Here is a 17901-nt window from a genome sequence, read left to right on the forward strand (position 1 = left end):
GTATTCTCCTAAATGTCCATTATACTCTTAATTGTAAATGAACTTTGTGTATATTTTGAAATTTGCCTACAGTACCACTTTTCTTATTTCAAGTATTTATTATTGGGAAACCAATTTTACATATTATTCGCCTAACTCCTGTACAATTTCAGTATCTGAAGCTACTTTATTAATTAATATACGTTTAACTTCAGTCTTATCCATAAACTCATTAATAATTTTCTTAAAAGTTTATTATGATAAGCATTTAATAATTTATATAATAACACATATGATTTCCCAATATCCAGCTAATATATCTGTTCTTATGGATTTCTCCATTAATTTCATAAAATCTCAAATTTAATATTCCCCTCTGCATATAGCACTTAACTTTTGAAAAAAAGTTATAATTTTATCATGCTCTGGGATGTGATTTTTTATATATTAAATTTATTTTATCGCTATTTATGATTTCATAATAAGTATCCATATAAGTTAACACTTGATTTCCAAGTAACTTTTGAACAGCTCTAACATTTGCCCCATTTTGTAACATATGGACAGCAAAAGAATGTCTAAATGTGTTTAAATTAACATCCTTATCAATACCTGCTTTGTGCGAGTATTCTTTTACAATTCTCCATATTCCCTGTCTTGTCAACTTTTGGCCATTCAAATTAACAAAAAGATTACTTACCCCTGCATCTGCAACTTGGTCACGAATACTAAGATACTCTTCAATAGCTCTACATGCACTTCTTCCTATAGGTATTAATCTTTCATAATGCTTATTGTCTGTACATTTTACAAATGATAAATCAAGATTTACATCTTCAACATTAACACCAATTAGCTCTGAAACCTTCATACCAGTTGCATACATAAGTTCAAGTAAAGCATTATCTCTAATCCCCTTTGTCCCATCTTTATCAACAGATCTTATAATTCTATCAACCTCATCAACAGTTAAAATTTGTGGTAATTTTTTTGTATTTCTGCTACTCTTATAAGTAATCTTAGGTATATCATTTACTAACGATCTACTTTTCAAAAATCCATAAAAACTTCTTAAACTAATTACAATTCTATTAATTGAACGTTCTGATTTTCCTTGGTTTAAGAGATGCTGAATATAAGCCATAACTGCCACATTATCAGAACTATACAAATTCATTTCCTTCTTTTCTAGAAATTTTGTATATAGATTTACGTCAGTCACATATGCATATACTGTATTTTCACTCTTGTCATTTTGCAGCAAATAGTTCTTATAATTATTTATAATTTCTATCATTACCTTCTCCTACACCATTATTATAATTATTATATTCGACATAATTAAGCCTTTCTCTTTATATATTTATCATGATGTTATTATTCATCTAAGTATATATCTTAGTTACCACTAATTTTATTAAATTTGGACATACATATGTTTCTATCATTATTCCAATAATAAATAAGGCAGCTATTACAATAATATAATTACCTAAACCTTTTGTATTAAATTGCGCACTTGTCTTTTTTAAAAATCGTAATCTAAACTTTGCTGTAGACATTTCCAATGCTATAACACTTAATGCTATAAAACAGGGTATATAAATAATATTTTGAGGTATTATAGATGCAAAAGCTAAACCTATCCCTTTACCTTGAAATGTTGTCAGTAAAAATGTAAATGTATATCCTAAACTAAACCCTTTAAAAAAATCAACAATTAGAATAACTGGAGATCCAAAAAAGGTGAAACCTAGTACAAATACTGGAAGTATTAAATATAAATTTTTTTTAACCACATCTAATAACAAAGCTCCATAGTTTATTGTTTTTTCTCCTATTCCATTAACAAATGTAGTAAAATAATTAGATAAATCTTCTTTATCTCCTATGTTCATGTACTTTACAGTATAAGCTCCAACTACTATTCCTATACAAAATAGAAGTAAAACAATTATATAATAAAGCTTGTTTTCTCTAAAAGTTTCATTAATCTTTTCCAATAATTTATTCATCTCTTCATCCTCCTTATGTTGTTCTAAATAATACTATGATTACTATTTATAAATTATGCATAGTGAGTATACTCCTAACATTTTTAAGAAAAAAAAAGAGATACTTTGTTTAAAATTAAACATTATATCTCTACTCTTTTAATATTAATTATCAAATGTACATTAAGGATGATATTGTTTTTGTATCAATTATAGTTCCTTCTTTAATTAAATTCTTAACATCTTGAATCTTATAAGGTGTTGCTTCTATAAATTCATCATCATCCCCACCTTTAACACCTTCATATAATTCTGTAGCCTTATATATATGAATTAATTCATCTGTAAAACCAGCTCCTGTTGCTATAGTTCCTAAATACTCCATGTTCTTAGCCTTATATCCTGTCTCTTCTTCTAATTCTCTATGAGCACATTTCAATAGCTCTTCTCCTTTTTCTAATTTTCCAGCAGGTATTTCTAACATAGTTTTATTTAATGCAATTCTATATTGCTCAACTAGCAGTATATTTTCATTATCTATAAACGCTAATACTGCAACAGCTCCTGGATGCCGTACTACATCCCTATTTCCTTCATTTCCATCAGGTAATCTAACTTTTAATTTTTCTACCTTCAAAAAATCACCTTTAAATACTTCCTTTTTATCTATAAGTACTTCTTTAAAATCCATCCTAGTCCTCCTGATAAATTTATTATCACATTATAAAAATATTATAACAGATTATCACTTCCATTTATGTTATCAACTTCTTCTTTCAAATTTTCTTCTACAGTAACTTCTTCTATATCATTTATTTCTTGCTCCTTTGTTTCTATTTTATCATCATCATATTCTTCATTCATCCAATTCACATAGTCATTTATTTTTTGTACAACATCATAAATCTCTATAGATTTATCCCTATGTTCTTGACTTAATTTAAAATCTCTATCATTCTTTATTACAGAACTAGATTTATCTTCAATAAAATCTATAGTATTTTCTAATGTACTAGCTAAATTTATTAATGCATTTCTTATTTCTGTTGCCATAGAAGGGAAATTATTTATAACATATTTAGTTATTTCTCTATCCATTATAGTAGTATCCTTAATTTTTTTAAATTCATATTTTTCTTCTTCCTTTTTCTCAATATTGTTTCCTTCGCCTTGTATCATTTCTGTATAGTCGCTATTCTTCTTAAAAAAACTTGATTTAGCCATATTCTTTCATACCACCTTTAAAATTTATTAAATATATCCTATATGTAAAATTTTACCACAAACTTTATTGAAAAAACACCTCTATTAGTATTTTTTACTTATAGAAGTGTTTTTTACTTTGTATATATATATAAATCTATTAGGGTTTGCTAAAATTTTTAATAATTTGTTTTAAGCCAATCATTAGAATTTAATTTTAAGCTTCCAGCTCCAACTCCATTAGTTCCTGTTAATCTATCTATTAATGTTGTTGGGTCATCCATATTATAACTATATGGCAATTTGGCAAATCCATTCCATGAGAAACTTAACTCTGGTGCCACAGGATTTGGTGCTAATGGACTTCCTTTTGTATCACTATCACCACAATAAGATATATCATCATATTTATAAATTGTATCTATAGCCTTAATCTTTCCTGTATATTTAGATTTATCTGGATCTTTTTGATTATTTCTTAAAGGATTCTTAACTCCCAGTATTTGGCTTTTTTCTACAAGAACGGAACCACCTTCAGTTGATAATGCGCCATTACTTGAAATGCCAAAGTGATATCCTGCCTTTGTTATTGCTGTGCTAGCAACTGAAGGAATTAATCTCTCTGCTTCTCTTGCTCCTGTTGCATCCATTACCACATTATATACATGTGCATTTCCAGCTCTAAGTCTAGGCATACGATCTTGTGAATCTTTATAGTAATTATGATGTAAAGTTACTTGTAAGTTTGCATTATCACTTGCAAACTCAGTAGACCCAATCAAATGTGTCTTCTTTTGAGGCGCTGCAACCTTCATAATATCATCTTTATTCAATCCTTGAGATTTTATGAAATTATACATTGGATAACTTGATTGATTCTTCTCCATTTCATCAAACATTGCATCATAGAATCCACCTTTTGTCATATCTCCTGGTAAAAATTTTGACCAGGAGATAGTAAGTCCTGTTGATCCTTTTTTAGAATCAACTATACCATCATATGCTTTACCAAAAGTACAATGATCTATCCATACACCTTTACAAGATTGAACTGTAATATAGTCCCAATCATTTCTATCATAATTACCTTTTGTATTCTCATCCCATTCCCAAAGTTCATCAAATTGTAAATTTCTAATAACTACGTTCTGAGAATTATCTAAAATTACACCAGCATGCTTTAACTTAGCTCCGTTTTTAGAGTAAATAGTAAGTCCACTGAAATTCTTAACATAAAGCTTACTTACACCACTTTCTTTTAATATCGGATGTGTAAGTGGTGTGTTAGCTTGTGAGAAAGGCGACCCTTTTACAGACGCTGGAATGTTGTTCCATCCCAAATCAATATCATTTGCTATTTCTATAACTTTTGCATTTGAAGTCTTTTTTAAAGCTTCTCCTAATTCTTGTGCATTTGTTACTTTTTTATAGTATGAACTATTTTCATCAATAACTCCCCCACCTTGATTTCCTGCTGAAAATCCTGTAACAGAGTATTCATTTACCCCCCCTATAGAATTAGTTGGAACTGTCGGATCTGTTGTTGGGTTAGTTTGATTTGTTGGCTCTGTTGGAGTTATTTCAGTATTAATTCCAACTACCTCAACATTATCATAATTAGCATTAACTTTACTTGTCATAAGTGCTATAGCACCCCTACTTAATGAACTATCTGACTTTTCTATTAATAAATTATCATTTATATAAACCTTAATCTTTGTACCAACCATTTCAAGTTTCACTTTATAGATAGTTCCTTCTACAATATTTGTAGAAACCTTTGCTATAGTTGTATTAGAACCTTTTACTTTCTTTTTAAGTTCAATAATTCCTCCATTTTTATCACTTAAATTAACAGAATAGTAATTTTTAGAATCAGTATAACGTCCACATAATGAGGCTTTATTAGATCCATTAAAATTAACTACTTTAACATCTGCTTGTACAGTATAATCTATCCAATCTATATTTCCACTTGAAGCAATACCTTCTGTTTTTATAGAAGCTTGTCTAAGTGCTTTGTTTCCATCACTAACTAAATCCCAAGTTCCTTTTTCAATGTTCCAATTCTTGCTTTCAGTTTCGAAGTTATCTCTAAAATAGATGTCAGATGCAAGTGCAATTTGTTTTGGTGCTAAAATTCCTATAAGTATTGAAGCAGCAACTACACAACATACAGATTTCCCTTTAATTATTTTTTTTCTTTTCATAATTCCCCCTTTAATTTTTCCTGAAATTTATTTCTTTTAACTCATCTTTTTTCTAATTTATACAAATATTATCATGCTAAACATATCATGACAACACTCTTCTCTTAAATGTATTCATTTTTTTCTCAAAGTAAATTGGATTCTAATTAGCGCTCACATCTTGTACCAATTTTATACAATTGTTCATTTTGTATCTTCCTTCAAATTTTAATTTTATTTCTATATTAACTTTTTATTAAAATATAAATTCTTTAATTGTATAATCAAGAAATAAAAAACACCTTATGTAAATCATTTCATAATAATTTACGAAAGGTGTTTTTATGACACATTAATATTATATTTATAGTTATAATCTCATATCATTATTTTTACATAGATTATAGGCTTAAATTCTTAAAAATAAAATATAATTACTTTTAACTTACCTTATTTTTCAATCTTAACTTATCAGCAATAATTGCAATAAATTCTGAATTTGTTGGTTTACCTTTTTCATTATGAACAGTATAACCAAATAGTCTATTTATAGCCTCAACTTGACCTCTTCCCCAAGCAACTTCTATCGCATGTCTGATTGCTCTTTCAACTCTAGATGCAGTTGTATTATATTTTTTAGCTATTGAAGGATATAATTCCTTAGTTACGGCCGATAATAATTCCATATCATTAACAACCATTGTGATAGCCTCTCTTAAATACATATACCCTTTTATATGAGCTGGAACTCCAACTTCATGTATAATATTTGTTATTTCAGTTTCAAGATCTACAGGTCCTTTGCTAGTAGCAGCTGTTTCTCTTTGCATAATTGGCATTTGAGCAACTGGTCTACTCCTATCAGAAGTTTCTACTGTATTAAACATTTCTCTGATTCTTTTCGTAAAAATATCCATATCAAATGGCTTAACAACATAATAATCAGCTCCTAAAGTAATGGCCTGTTGTGTGATTTTATCTTGTCCTACTGCCGATAATACAATTACTCTTGGAATTTTTTCTAGAGTCATACTGTTTAGTCTCTCTAATACACCTAAACCATCTAAATGAGGCATAATTATATCTAATACAACTAAATCTGGTTGCCTTTCCTCAATTAACTCTAGAGCTTCTCTTCCATCCTTTGCAATACCTGTTACAACAATATCCTTTTGATTTAATAAATAATCATTAAGTATGCTGCAAAACTCTTTATTGTCATCTGCAATAAGTACTGATATTTTTGAATTTTCCATGTATTTCTCCCCTTCATCCAATATTTACTATCATTATATATATTTCATCATTGCTTCTTAATTCAATAATTTCAAAACATAAATAATTGTGTCTATGTTTGTATTCGACATAACCAACTTGAAATCCTTCCCTAAACTAGATAAATAATCTTGAAAAGATTAAAATTAAGCAACAATATATTTTTACAATTTATATGATAGTATTTCATTCAAATGGAATTATTCCATAATTTTTAATACTTCTTCCACTATTTGTAAATTATACACTATTATTTATTATTCGTAAATACTTTTAAAACATTTTTTTTATTTTATTCACTCTTTATTAACTAATATACTGATAATACTACTATTAATACAATAATAATTGGCAAGAATTTTGCATTCTTGCCAATTAAGTCACTTGATTATTCCTACATCTTCTAACATCCAGTCTATATATATGCCATATCCTACATCTGGCTTATTGATTAATACATGAGTTACAGCACCTATTATTTTACCATTTTGTATAATTGGACTTCCACTCATTCCTTGTACTATACCTCCAGTTTTACTTATCAATTCTTCATCTGTTATTTTTATTATCATACTTTTAGGTCCCGGCTCACTCTGCTCAAATAACTTAACTACTTCTATTTCGTACTCCTTAGGTCCATTCTCATCTACAGTTGTTATTATAGATGCTTTACCTACCTTTATTTCATTTCTCAATGCTACATGCACAGGCTCTTTATTCATGAACTTACATGCACTTTTGTTTCCGTCTCCAAAAATTCCACATTGAGTATTCTTTTGAATTTTTCCTAAAGGATTATCTTCTTCTTGAAAGATTCCTCTAAGTTCTCCTGGCAAACCCTTTTCACCCTTTTTCACACTAATTACTGTAGACTTTAGCAATTCTCCTTCTTTTATTGCAAAAGGTTCATTAGTTTCTCCATCTGTTACAGGGTGTCCTAAAGCCCCAAACTTACCACTTTTCTCATCATAAAATGTCATTGTTCCTACACCTGCAGTTGAATCTCTTACCCACAATCCAATTTTATATCCATCATTTTTCTCTTCTAAAAGAACCACTTCTTTTTTTACATTTATTCCTGCTCTAATAATCTCTAACTCTAACTTATTTGATTTAGATTTTTTAACTTTTTCTATTAAATCTTTAGATTTCTCTATTTTCTCTCCATTTACTTTTACTATCAAATCTCCTACTTCTATCCCAGCTACCTTTGCTGGACTTTCTTTCTTTTCATTATTTACTATTACATCTGAATGACCTACCACTAACACACCTTCTGCTGATAACTTTACCCCAATGCTATTGCCACCTGGAATTACTTCTATGTCATCAACTTTTCTAGCAGATACTGATTTGACTTTAAATACATCTAAAAACTTATTTTTCACCTTTATATTTTTTAAAAATGGTATATCTTCTTTAAAAACTTCTAATATTTGTATTCTATTTTTTTCTAAATGCTGTGGTACATCACTAATAGACAGGCAAGCCATAATTACAAGAATCAAGATTGGAGTTACTATTAATTTTATTGCTTTACTAAATCTATTTTTCATTTTTTCTCCTCCTTTGCTTCTGTATTTAAGTTGCCCATTGTCCATCTCTTATATGCTATAGTAAGTTTTCTATTATAGACAAAAATTTTTATCATAAAAAAATAAAACCACATTATCCTGCGGTTTTATTTTCTCCAAAATTTAATTACTTATGTACTCTATTTTCTTTTATTTCATGTTTTTTATTTTCTGAAAATCTAAGCATCTCTCTAACATTTTCTAAAGTTGCTTCTGTTATTTCTCTACCGCCCAACATAGATGCAACTTGCTTTATTTTCTCGTTTATTGATAAAAGATCTATTTTTGTAAAAGTTTTTTCATCTTTTACTTCTTTACTAACAAAAAAATGATAATCTGACAATATTGCGATTTGTGGTAGATGTGTTATACATAACACTTGATGTCCTAATGATACTTCATACATCTTTTCACCAACTCTTTGGCCTACTTCTCCACTTATTCCTGTATCTATTTCATCAAAAATCAGTGTTGAAATATCATCTTTATCTGCAAATACACATTTTAATGCAAGCATTATCCTAGAAAGTTCACCACCTGAAAGTACTTTTTCTAGCGGCTTTAAAGGCTCTCCAGGATTAGTTGAAATCATAATAACAACTTCATCAAAGCCTCTTTCCTTAATATTGTCCTCTAGTTCAACTTCAATATTCATTCTTGATTTTTCTAATCCTACATATGAAAGTTCGTTTAAAATTCTTTTCTCTAAAGGTTCACTATACTTACACCTAATATCATGGAGTACATTTCCTACTTCTCTTAAATTCTCTAAAATACTATTTTCCTTAAGTTTCAAATCATTTATGATTTCTTCAGCATTTATGAGCTCTTCATACTTTTCTTTTAATTTTTTATAAAACTCTAGAACATCTTCTATAGTTGGACCATATTTTTTCTTGTATGTATTGATTTCATAAATTCTTTCATTTATTTTAGAAAGTCGATTCTCATCATATGTCACTCCACTAGCAATATCCCTAATCTCTCTAGATATTTCTTGAATATTAAAATAAGCTCCTTCTAATATTTCCCTTTTTTCTTTTATTGGTTCTAAATGTTTTTCTATTGAAGACATCTCACTAATTACTTTTGAAAGGGATTCTAATATAGAGTTACCATCCTCTCTAGAATAAAGTAAATCATAACTTATTTTTAATGAAGAATTTATCTTTTCTGCATTTGACAAAATATTATATTCTTCTTTAAGTTCTTCCTCTTCATTAGATGTTAACTTTCCTTTTTCTATATCATCAATTTGAAACTTAGTATAATCTATTAACTTTTCCCTATCCTCACTACCTTTAATATTATCTATTTTTTTTCGTATATCATGTAATTCATATTTCAATTTTAAAAATTCATTTAAAGGTTCTTCTATTTCTCTTCCTATAAAATTATCTAGATATAATATATGACTTCCCCTTTGTAATAGTGTTTGATTTTGATGCTGTCCGTGAATATCTAGTAATTTTTCACGAATTTTTTTTAATTGAGAAACTATCAAACTTTTCCCATTAACCTTTACTATACTCTTTCCACTTAACAAAGTCTCTCTTGATATTATTAGTATATCTTCATATTCTATACCCATTTCCTCTAAAATTGCATTAATATTTTTATTATTTGAAGAGAATATTGCTTCAACATAAGTTCTATCTTTTCCTGTTCTAATAAGATCTTTAGAAAACTTTCCACCTAAAACATAATCTATAGCATCAATAAGTATAGATTTTCCTGCTCCTGTTTCTCCTGAAAGTATATTAAATCCCTCTTGAAACTCAACGGTTATCTCTTCAATTAAAGCAAAATTTTTAATGTTCAATTGCATTAACAAATTAATACCACCTCTTATTCTTAGGAAATGTAATCTCTTATTTTAATTACTAATTCTTCAGCAGCTTCTATAGACCTTACCATAATAAATACTGTATTTTCTCCAGCGATACTTCCTGCAATATCCTCAAAGCCAAATCCATCTATAGCTTCAGCAACTGGATTTGCTCCTGCAACTACTGTTTTAACAATAACCATTTTATCTATATTTTCTACTGAAACAGTTAACGTAGATAAAACTTTTGTCAGCTTTGATGACAAGTGATTTTCTTCATGTTTTGGTGCTGCATAACTGTATATGCCAGTATGACCTTGCATTTTAACGAGCTTTAAATCCTTTATATCTCTTGATACTGTTGCTTGAGTAACATTAAAGCCTTCATTTTTCAACTCTTCTGCAAGCTCTTCTTGTGTTTCAATATTTTTTTGTCTAATAATTTCTAGAATTTTTATATGTCTTTTGGATTTCAAAATACATCCCCCTTATTCATTGGAACTATTTAAAATTTTAGCCCTTAACATATTAAAATAATCATAATCATCAAATAAAAGTAATTTTATATGTTTTTTAGCTCTTCTAACTTTAATAGGAGTTCCTTCTTTTATCTTTGTAGCTTTTTGTCCATCAATAGTTAAATAAATCTCATCCTCTCCATTTTCTGGTATTATCTCTATTGAACTATTTCCACTTAAAACAATAGTATGCATACTTTTAGTATGTGGACATATTGGTGTTAAAGTTATTAAATCAAGATTAGGATAAATAAATGGTCCCCCTGCAGAAAATGAATATGCTGTAGAACCTGTTGGTGTAGCAACTATAAGTCCATCCCCCTTAAATGTAGAGTACAACTTATTATCAACAAAGACTTGAAATTTTACCATTCTTGATAAAGTTCCTCTTGCAACTACAATATCATTAAAAGCATTATATATACCTTTATTCTCGTCTTCATCTGAACGACAGTGAAGTAACATTCTATTGTCAATCTTATATTTTCCTTCTTTAATCTTTTTAAGAGCTTCATCAATATCAGATATTTCTATACTAGATAAAAACCCAAGATTCCCTATATTTATTCCAAATATAGGGACTATTGTTTTGTTACAAATTTCTCTAGCTACATTTAAAAGTGTTCCATCGCCCCCCAAAACCACAAGCAAATCCATATCACTATCAAACTCTTGTTTATCAGTCTCAAAAGAACTAAACACAGTAATTTCTTCAAGATCAAAATTATTTTGAAACTTCTCTATTATTGAATTTAATATTTTATTATCTATATCTTTTGTATTGTTAATTGCTATACCAATTTTCTTCATAGTGCCCCCTGTGCTTTAAATTTCAGTATGTGATGCTTCTACCACCTTATCTATATCTTCATATATAAATGTAGTTTCTCTAGTCTTATCCTTTGTGAAATAAACTAAATATTCAATATTTCCTTCTGGTCCCTTAATTGGAGAATATCCAACTCCAAGCACGACTAAACTTTGTTCCAAAAGATAATCAATTATTCCACTTACAACTTCTTTATGTACTGAAATATCTCTTACTACCCCTTTTTTTCCTACTTTCTCTCTTCCAGCTTCAAATTGTGGTTTTATTAAAGCTACTACCTCTCCACTTTCTTTTAATAGATTTATGGTTGCTGGCATTATCTTTTTTAGTGATATAAATGAGACATCAATAGATGCAAAATCTAACATCTCACCTATATCATCTAGTGTAACATATCTAATGTTAGTTCTTTCCATACATACAACTCTATCATCAGTTCTTAATTTCCAAGCAAATTGCCCATATCCAACATCAACAGCAAATACCTTTTTAGCTCCATTTTGAAGCATACAATCTGTAAACCCTCCTGTCGACGCTCCAATATCCATACATATTTTTTCTTCTAAAGTAATAGGCCAAGCTTTCATAGCCTTTTCAAGCTTTAGCCCTCCTCTACTTACATAAGGTAAATCATGTCCTTTATATTCAATATTAGCTTCAATAGAAATTTTTTCCCCTGCTTTATCAACTCTTTGACCATCAACAAATACTTTTCCAGCCATAATGCAAGACTTTGCTCTTTCTCTTGAAGTAATAATACCTTTCTCAACTAATAAAATATCTAATCTTTGCTTTTTTCCTGCCATAGTTTACTCCTTAAATTAAATTAGCTCTAGGGCTTCTTTTGCAATACTCTCTGGATCTAATCCATTTTCTTTATAAAGAATATCAACATTTCCTTGCTTAATAAATTCATCATTATATCCTAAATTTTTAAACTTGCCCTTATAACCTTCTCTAACTAATACTTCTAATACCAGAGACCCAAATCCACCCTTTTTTATATTGTCTTCTACAGAAATAATATTATAATTTTCTCTAGATAATTTTTTTAATATTTCTTCATCTAGTGGCTTTATAAATGTGGCATTAATAATAGTCACATTTACTCCTCTTTTATCTAATATTTCTTTTGCCTTTAAAACATGTTGAACCATTTTCCCAGTAGCAATAATAGCTAATTTCTCTCCATTATTAAGTACTTCCCATTTACCTAAAGTTATTTCTTCGCAAGGCTTCAATCCCTCTATAGAATCCCCACCTCTTGGATACCTTATTGCAACTGGTGTTTGTTTATTTATTGCCCATTTTAAAATACATTCAACTTCACTCAAACATTTAGGAGCAACTATAGTCATATTTGGCATCATTGAAAGGTAGGATATATCCATTATACCTTGATGTGTTTCTCCATCATCTCCAACTATTCCTGCTCTATCCAGACATAAGACAACCGGTAAATCTTGGATACAAACATCATGTAATACTTGATCATATGCTCTTTGTAAAAATGTAGAGTAAACTGCAAATACAGGTTTTAAACCACTACAAGCCATACCTGCTGCAAGTGTTACTGCATGCTGTTCTGCAATTCCTACATCAAAAATTCTTTCTGGAAATTCCTTAGCAAAACACTTAAGGCCTGTTCCATCTGGCATAGCTGCTGTAATTGCAACTATATCTTTATCTTCTTTAGCTAAATTAATAATTGCTTTTCCAAAAGCTTTTGAATAACTATTTTTAGGTGAACCGTATGGTTCTCCACTTTCTAAGTCAAAAGGTGACACTCCATGATATTTTTCAGGACTTATCTCAGCTTTTTCATAACCTTTTCCTTTTTTTGTTATAGTATGAATAATAACTGGTCCTTTAATTTCCTTAGCCTTATTAAATACTTCAATCATTGATTTTATATCATGCCCATCAATTGGTCCTAAATACTTTATTCCCATATCTTCAAACAACATAGATGGTACTACTAATTGTTTTATACTATCTTTAATTTTTGAAAGAGAACTCACTACAGACTTACCTAATTTTGAAGTACTTAATGTATTATTAATATCATTTTTTAATTTGTTGTATCCTGGTTCCATTCTAAGTTTTCTTAAATAACTAGACATCCCTCCAACATTCTTAGAGATAGACATCTGATTGTCATTTAAAATTATTATCATATCAGTTTTATTGAATCCCACATCATTTAGAGCTTCAAAAGCCATTCCTCCAGTTAATGCGCCATCTCCAATAATAGCTACTACTTCATGGTCTTCTCCCTTCAAATCCCTCGCTCTAGCCATTCCTAATGCTGCCGAAATAGATGTACTACTATGTCCTGTATCAAAACTATCATATTTACTTTCAATTCTCTTTGGAAAGCCACTCATCCCATCTTTTTTTCTAAGTACATCAAATTGTTCTTTTCTTCCTGTAAGGATTTTATGTACATAACTCTGATGACCTACATCCCAAATAAATTTATCTTTTTCTAAATCAAAGGTTTTAAATAAACTTAAAGTTAAATCTACAACTCCAAGATTTGAGGCTAAATGTCCACCAGTTTTTGAAACTTTTTCTATAAGAAATTTTCGTATTTCTTCTCCTAAGTTTTCTAGCTCTTTTGTATTTAAATTTTTTACATCCCCAGGAAATTTAATACTTTCTAATATATTATCCATTTATATCATTTCCCTCTTTTTAGTTTTCTCTATTTAAAAGATTAAATGTTAATTCTTTAAGGTAATCAGCATCTTTAGTTAATTCGTTAAGCAAATTAATACTTTCACAAGTTAACTTCTTAGATAGAATTTCACATTTTTCTATTCCATACATAGTTACATAGTTACATTTATTTTTTTCCATATCTTTTTGTGCATTTTTTCCTAGTTTCTCAACTGAACCAATAGCATCTAACAAATCATCTTTAATTTGAAAAGCTAAGCCAAGTTTTTTACCATATTCATCTAATTTTTGTATATCTTCCTTAGGAGCGTCTGCTAAAATAGCACCAGCTACTATCGCACTTCTTATAAGCTCTCCAGTTTTTTTAGAATGCATATAATTCAATTCATCTTCAGATATACTTTCTTTTGTTTCACTCAATATATCAACCACTTGCCCGCCTATCATTCCTTCAGCTCCAGCCGCAACTGCAATTTCTTTAGAAGCTAATAATGCATTTTCTCCATTTTTTAAAGAAAAATCCAACATAGATATAATCGCTTCATTAAGTAAAGCATCTCCAGCTAAAGTAGCTATTCCTGCTCCAAAAACTTTATGATTAGTTGGTTTTCCTCTTCTTAAATCATCATTATCCATTGCTGGTAAATCATCATGAATTAAAGAGTATGTATGAATCATTTCAATAGCTCCAGCCATTGGCAAAACATTTTTGTAATTCCCCTTATACAAATTATAACTCAGTATTAGTAAAATTGGTCTTATTCTTTTACCACCTAAATTTAAACTATAACTTGCTGCATCATAAATTAACTTATTATATGTGCCTTTATTATCAAAATAGTTTACTAAATATTCTTCTATATCTTTTTTATAATTATCTAACTTCATTTTCTCCCTCAAACTCCACTTCTTTACTCTCTTTAACTACTATTAATTTACCTTCTAATGAGTCTAAAGTCTTATACAATTTATTTATAAGTTTAACTCCATCCTCATAAGCCTTCATAGAATCATCTAAGTTTAACTCTTTTTCTTCTAAAATAGTTAAAATATTTTGAAGTTTAGCTAATGTTTCTTCATAACTCTCTTTTTTAGCCATAAAATCCTCCTATTGTTCTGGTACCAAAATTCCTTCAATTTTTCCATCTTTTAAAGTGATTTTTATTTTTTTCTCTTCTTTTAAATCTTCTACACTATTTATGATTTTTATATCATCTTCTATTATAGCATATCCTTTTTGAAGTAGGTTCATAGGATTATGTGCGACTAATAAATTATTAAATCCCTTTAATTTTTCTTTTTCCATGTTTATTTTATTCCTAATACTTTTTTCTAATGCTTCTTTTAATTTGTCTACAACAAGATAATTATTTACTATTTTAGTTATTGGTGAATTTAACTGAAGAATTTTTTCTAAAGATTTAAGTTTAATTCTTTCTCCCTCAATTCTATTTTCAATATTATGTTGAATCCATATCCTTGAATCTTCCAATGTCCTATATATTTCACTTTCTAAAGGAACTGCAATTTCTGCAGCTTGAGATGGTGTTGCAGCTCTCATATCAGATACAAAATCTGAAATGGTAAAATCCACTTCATGCCCAACAGCTGATATTATTGGAATTTTAGATTTAAATATAGCTAATGCTAATTCTTCTTCATTGAAACTCCAAAGTTCCTCTATTGACCCTCCGCCTCTTCCTATAATCATTATATCAACATGGTTAACTTTATTAAAATACTCTATTCCATCTATTACGGTCTTATAAGCTCCTATACCTTGAACTTGTGCTGGATATAATACAAGATCAACTAAATTATTTCTACGTCTTGCTACATTAATTATATCTCTAACTGCAGCACCTGTCTCTGAAGTAACTATTCCTATTCTACTTGGCATAGCTGGCAATTTTTTTTTATATTCTACATCAAAGTAACCTTCTTTACCAAGCTTTTCTTTTAGCTTTTCAAATTTAATAAATAAATCTCCAAGCCCCTCTTTTTCTATTTCATCACAATATAATTGAAAACTTCCACTTGCAGGATAAACAGAAGCTTTCCCACGAATTATTATACTCATACCTTCTTCTAATCTAAATTTCAATTCTTCTGCCCTACTTCTAAACATAACGCAATTTAATTTACCAACTTCATCTTTTATAGAAAAATATATATGTCCACTTGAATGGTATTTTAAATTAGAAATCTCTCCTTTTACAGAGAGATTATTTAGTATAAAGTCATTATCTATAATTTTTTTTAAATAATTGTTAACCTCGCTAACAGATAAAATTTTAATTTTCATCATTCTTCAAAGCCTCACAAGCATTTTTTATTAAAAGAGTTGTAGTTAAAGCTCCAACTCCACCTGGTACTGGAGTAGCATATGATGCTTTATCTATAACTTTATCAAAATCTACATCTCCAGTAATCTTTCCTTCTACTGATGATGTTCCAACATCAATTACAACTGCACCATCTTTTATGAATGTATCATCTACAAATTTAGGTTTCCCTATAGCCACTATAAGAATATCTGCTCTTTTACACACTTCTTTTAAATTTTTAGTTTTTGAATGACATATAGTCACTGTTGAATTTTCATTTAACAATAATTGAGCTACAGGTTTTCCAACAATATTACTTCTTCCTAAAACTATTGTTTCTTTTCCTTCTAAAGTTATTCCAGTACTTTTTAGAAGTGTTATTACTGAATTAGGTGTGCAAGGTAAAAATCCCTTTTCTCCCATATAAAGTTTACCTTGTGATTGAACTGTTAGACAATCAATGTCTTTTTCTATAGATATTTCAGAAATAACCTTCTTTTCATCTATATGATTTGGTAGTGGCAATTGAAGAATTATCCCATCTATCTGATTATCATTATTAAGTTCATGTATTTTATTAATTAAATCATTCTCAGTTATGTTGGCTTTTAATATTATTTTATTAAATAATACCCCCAAAGATGTAGCTACTTTTTCTTGATTATTTAGGTAGTATATAGATCCACCATCATCACCTACTAAGATAGATGCAATCTTAGGAAGTCTCTTATTGCTTTTTTCTCTATTTTGCACAAAATCTTTAATATCTGCCTTAATATTTGCTGCTATATTCTTACCATTTATTATTTGCCCCATGATGTTTCCTCCTAAAGACTTTTTAGAACTTTATCCAAAACTGCATTTACAAACGAAACACTCTTTTCATCAGAATATCTCTTAGTTAATTCTAAAGCTTCATTTACTGCAACTTTTCCTGGAACATCTTCTAAAAACTTCATTTCAAATATTGCTACCCTTAAGATTGTTAAATTGATTTTAGCTAATCTTCCTATCTTCCAATTTTGAAGATTTTGTTCAATTATTGAATCTATTTCACCTTTATTTTTTTCTATTCCTTCAAGAAGTTCTCTAATATAATCTAAATCAAATTCCTTTAAGTTATCTCCTTCAAAATTATCAACAAAAGTCTCTAATGTTTCATTTGTTGTATCTTTGCTTAGTTCCATTCCAAATGATAATTCCATTGCTTTTTCTCTTGATTTTTTTCTACTCATCATTTCCTCCAAAATTTATAAAATAAATCTAACCTATTATATCAAAAATTACAATTAAGCCATTAATTATTATAGACTTTATAAAAATTTAATAAACAGCTTTCTATATTTTAACACAATGACTGCATCCTTACCACACAAAAAATACTTACATATATTTAAACACAAAAAAGCCTCTGCCATAGCAGAGGCTTCAGAGTGTCGACAAAGTCGACACTCTTTCGTTTTTATAATAAAATATTCTTGGGTGATAAAAATGTTAACAAAG

At 28.8% G+C, this 17901-nt stretch carries 17 protein-coding genes; all 17 read right to left on the reverse strand.

The features are described 5' to 3' along the window. Positions 1-397: 397 nt before the first annotated feature. The 17 genes from NNC19_RS19460 to nusB all read right to left on the reverse strand — a co-directional run bounded on the left by NNC19_RS19460 (position 398) and on the right by nusB (position 17633). Complete coding sequence (locus tag NNC19_RS19460) at positions 398-1276, reverse strand: tyrosine-type recombinase/integrase (RefSeq protein WP_310940358.1); 879 nt, start codon at positions 1274-1276, stop codon at positions 398-400. A gap of 88 nt (positions 1277-1364) precedes the next feature. Further along, positions 1365-1994, reverse strand: coding sequence for a stage II sporulation protein M (gene spoIIM / locus NNC19_RS19465; protein WP_310940359.1), 630 nt, complete (start codon positions 1992-1994; stop codon positions 1365-1367). A 151-nt stretch (positions 1995-2145) separates the two neighbouring features. Further along, the gene (locus NNC19_RS19470) at positions 2146-2664 is read right to left on the reverse strand and encodes an NUDIX hydrolase (protein ID WP_310940360.1); all 519 of its coding nucleotides are present in this window, start codon (positions 2662-2664) and stop codon (positions 2146-2148) included. A gap of 41 nt (positions 2665-2705) precedes the next feature. Then, positions 2706-3197 (reverse strand): hypothetical protein, encoded by a 492-nt coding sequence (locus NNC19_RS19475; RefSeq protein WP_310940361.1) that lies wholly within the window; start codon positions 3195-3197, stop codon positions 2706-2708. A 158-nt stretch (positions 3198-3355) separates the two neighbouring features. Further along, positions 3356-5386 carry a hypothetical protein gene (locus NNC19_RS19480; protein ID WP_310940362.1) on the reverse strand — a complete coding sequence of 677 codons (2031 nt, stop codon included), beginning with the start codon at positions 5384-5386 and terminating at the stop codon, positions 3356-3358. A 419-nt stretch (positions 5387-5805) separates the two neighbouring features. Beyond that, complete coding sequence (spo0A, locus tag NNC19_RS19485; protein WP_310940363.1) at positions 5806-6621, reverse strand: sporulation transcription factor Spo0A; 816 nt, start codon at positions 6619-6621, stop codon at positions 5806-5808. 399 nt (positions 6622-7020) lie between these two features. Further along, complete coding sequence (spoIVB, locus tag NNC19_RS19490) at positions 7021-8196, reverse strand: SpoIVB peptidase (RefSeq protein WP_310940364.1); 1176 nt, start codon at positions 8194-8196, stop codon at positions 7021-7023. Between the two features lie 145 nt (positions 8197-8341). Next, the gene (gene recN, locus NNC19_RS19495; protein ID WP_310940365.1) at positions 8342-10048 is read right to left on the reverse strand and encodes a DNA repair protein RecN; all 1707 of its coding nucleotides are present in this window, start codon (positions 10046-10048) and stop codon (positions 8342-8344) included. A gap of 20 nt (positions 10049-10068) precedes the next feature. Beyond that, the gene (locus NNC19_RS19500; protein WP_310940366.1) at positions 10069-10518 is read right to left on the reverse strand and encodes an arginine repressor; all 450 of its coding nucleotides are present in this window, start codon (positions 10516-10518) and stop codon (positions 10069-10071) included. A 12-nt stretch (positions 10519-10530) separates the two neighbouring features. After that, a complete protein-coding gene (locus NNC19_RS19505) occupies positions 10531-11370 on the reverse strand; it encodes an NAD(+)/NADH kinase (protein ID WP_310940367.1) in 840 nt (279 codons plus the stop codon). Positions 11371-11385: 15 nt separating this feature from the next. Beyond that, a complete protein-coding gene (locus NNC19_RS19510) occupies positions 11386-12195 on the reverse strand; it encodes a TlyA family RNA methyltransferase (RefSeq protein WP_310940368.1) in 810 nt (269 codons plus the stop codon). Between the two features lie 15 nt (positions 12196-12210). Further along, positions 12211-14067, reverse strand: coding sequence for a 1-deoxy-D-xylulose-5-phosphate synthase (dxs, locus tag NNC19_RS19515; protein ID WP_310940369.1), 1857 nt, complete (start codon positions 14065-14067; stop codon positions 12211-12213). A 19-nt stretch (positions 14068-14086) separates the two neighbouring features. After that, positions 14087-14959 (reverse strand): farnesyl diphosphate synthase, encoded by an 873-nt coding sequence (locus tag NNC19_RS19520; RefSeq protein ID WP_310940370.1) that lies wholly within the window; start codon positions 14957-14959, stop codon positions 14087-14089. Beyond that, positions 14946-15170, reverse strand: a complete 225-nt coding sequence (gene xseB, locus NNC19_RS19525; RefSeq protein ID WP_310940371.1) for an exodeoxyribonuclease VII small subunit — start codon at positions 15168-15170, stop codon at positions 14946-14948. Before xseB ends, NNC19_RS19520 begins: the two co-directional genes overlap by 14 nt. A gap of 9 nt (positions 15171-15179) precedes the next feature. Continuing rightward, the gene (gene xseA, locus NNC19_RS19530; RefSeq protein WP_310940374.1) at positions 15180-16376 is read right to left on the reverse strand and encodes an exodeoxyribonuclease VII large subunit; all 1197 of its coding nucleotides are present in this window, start codon (positions 16374-16376) and stop codon (positions 15180-15182) included. Beyond that, positions 16366-17214 carry a bifunctional methylenetetrahydrofolate dehydrogenase/methenyltetrahydrofolate cyclohydrolase gene (locus NNC19_RS19535; RefSeq protein ID WP_310940372.1) on the reverse strand — a complete coding sequence of 283 codons (849 nt, stop codon included), beginning with the start codon at positions 17212-17214 and terminating at the stop codon, positions 16366-16368. Before NNC19_RS19535 ends, xseA begins: the two co-directional genes overlap by 11 nt. An 11-nt stretch (positions 17215-17225) precedes the next feature. Beyond that, a complete protein-coding gene (nusB, locus tag NNC19_RS19540; RefSeq protein ID WP_310940373.1) occupies positions 17226-17633 on the reverse strand; it encodes a transcription antitermination factor NusB in 408 nt (135 codons plus the stop codon). Positions 17634-17901 lie beyond the last annotated feature (268 nt).

The organism is Clostridium sp. SHJSY1 (assembly GCF_031626875.1).
Taxonomy (GTDB): Bacteria; Bacillota; Clostridia; order Clostridiales; family Clostridiaceae; genus Clostridium.

Excerpts from the sequence above, each read along its gene's own strand:
- NNC19_RS19470 (WP_310940360.1), bottom strand. The coding sequence starts at position 2,664 with ATGGATTTTAAAGAAGTACTTATAGATAAAAAGGAAGTATTTAAAGGT.
- dxs (WP_310940369.1), bottom strand. The coding sequence starts at position 14,067 with ATGGATAATATATTAGAAAGTATTAAATTTCCTGGGGATGTAAAAAAT.
- spoIVB (WP_310940364.1), bottom strand. The coding sequence starts at position 8,196 with ATGAAAAATAGATTTAGTAAAGCAATAAAATTAATAGTAACTCCAATC.
- xseA (WP_310940374.1), bottom strand. The coding sequence starts at position 16,376 with ATGAAAATTAAAATTTTATCTGTTAGCGAGGTTAACAATTATTTAAAA.
- NNC19_RS19535 (WP_310940372.1), bottom strand. The coding sequence starts at position 17,214 with ATGGGGCAAATAATAAATGGTAAGAATATAGCAGCAAATATTAAGGCA.
- spo0A (WP_310940363.1), bottom strand. The coding sequence starts at position 6,621 with ATGGAAAATTCAAAAATATCAGTACTTATTGCAGATGACAATAAAGAG.
- NNC19_RS19510 (WP_310940368.1), bottom strand. The coding sequence starts at position 12,195 with ATGGCAGGAAAAAAGCAAAGATTAGATATTTTATTAGTTGAGAAAGGT.
- NNC19_RS19520 (WP_310940370.1), bottom strand. The coding sequence starts at position 14,959 with ATGAAGTTAGATAATTATAAAAAAGATATAGAAGAATATTTAGTAAAC.
- spoIIM (WP_310940359.1), bottom strand. The coding sequence starts at position 1,994 with ATGAATAAATTATTGGAAAAGATTAATGAAACTTTTAGAGAAAACAAG.
- nusB (WP_310940373.1), bottom strand. The coding sequence starts at position 17,633 with ATGAGTAGAAAAAAATCAAGAGAAAAAGCAATGGAATTATCATTTGGA.
- NNC19_RS19475 (WP_310940361.1), bottom strand. The coding sequence starts at position 3,197 with ATGGCTAAATCAAGTTTTTTTAAGAAGAATAGCGACTATACAGAAATG.
- NNC19_RS19460 (WP_310940358.1), bottom strand. The coding sequence starts at position 1,276 with ATGATAGAAATTATAAATAATTATAAGAACTATTTGCTGCAAAATGAC.
- xseB (WP_310940371.1), bottom strand. The coding sequence starts at position 15,170 with ATGGCTAAAAAAGAGAGTTATGAAGAAACATTAGCTAAACTTCAAAAT.
- NNC19_RS19505 (WP_310940367.1), bottom strand. The coding sequence starts at position 11,370 with ATGAAGAAAATTGGTATAGCAATTAACAATACAAAAGATATAGATAAT.
- NNC19_RS19480 (WP_310940362.1), bottom strand. The coding sequence starts at position 5,386 with ATGAAAAGAAAAAAAATAATTAAAGGGAAATCTGTATGTTGTGTAGTT.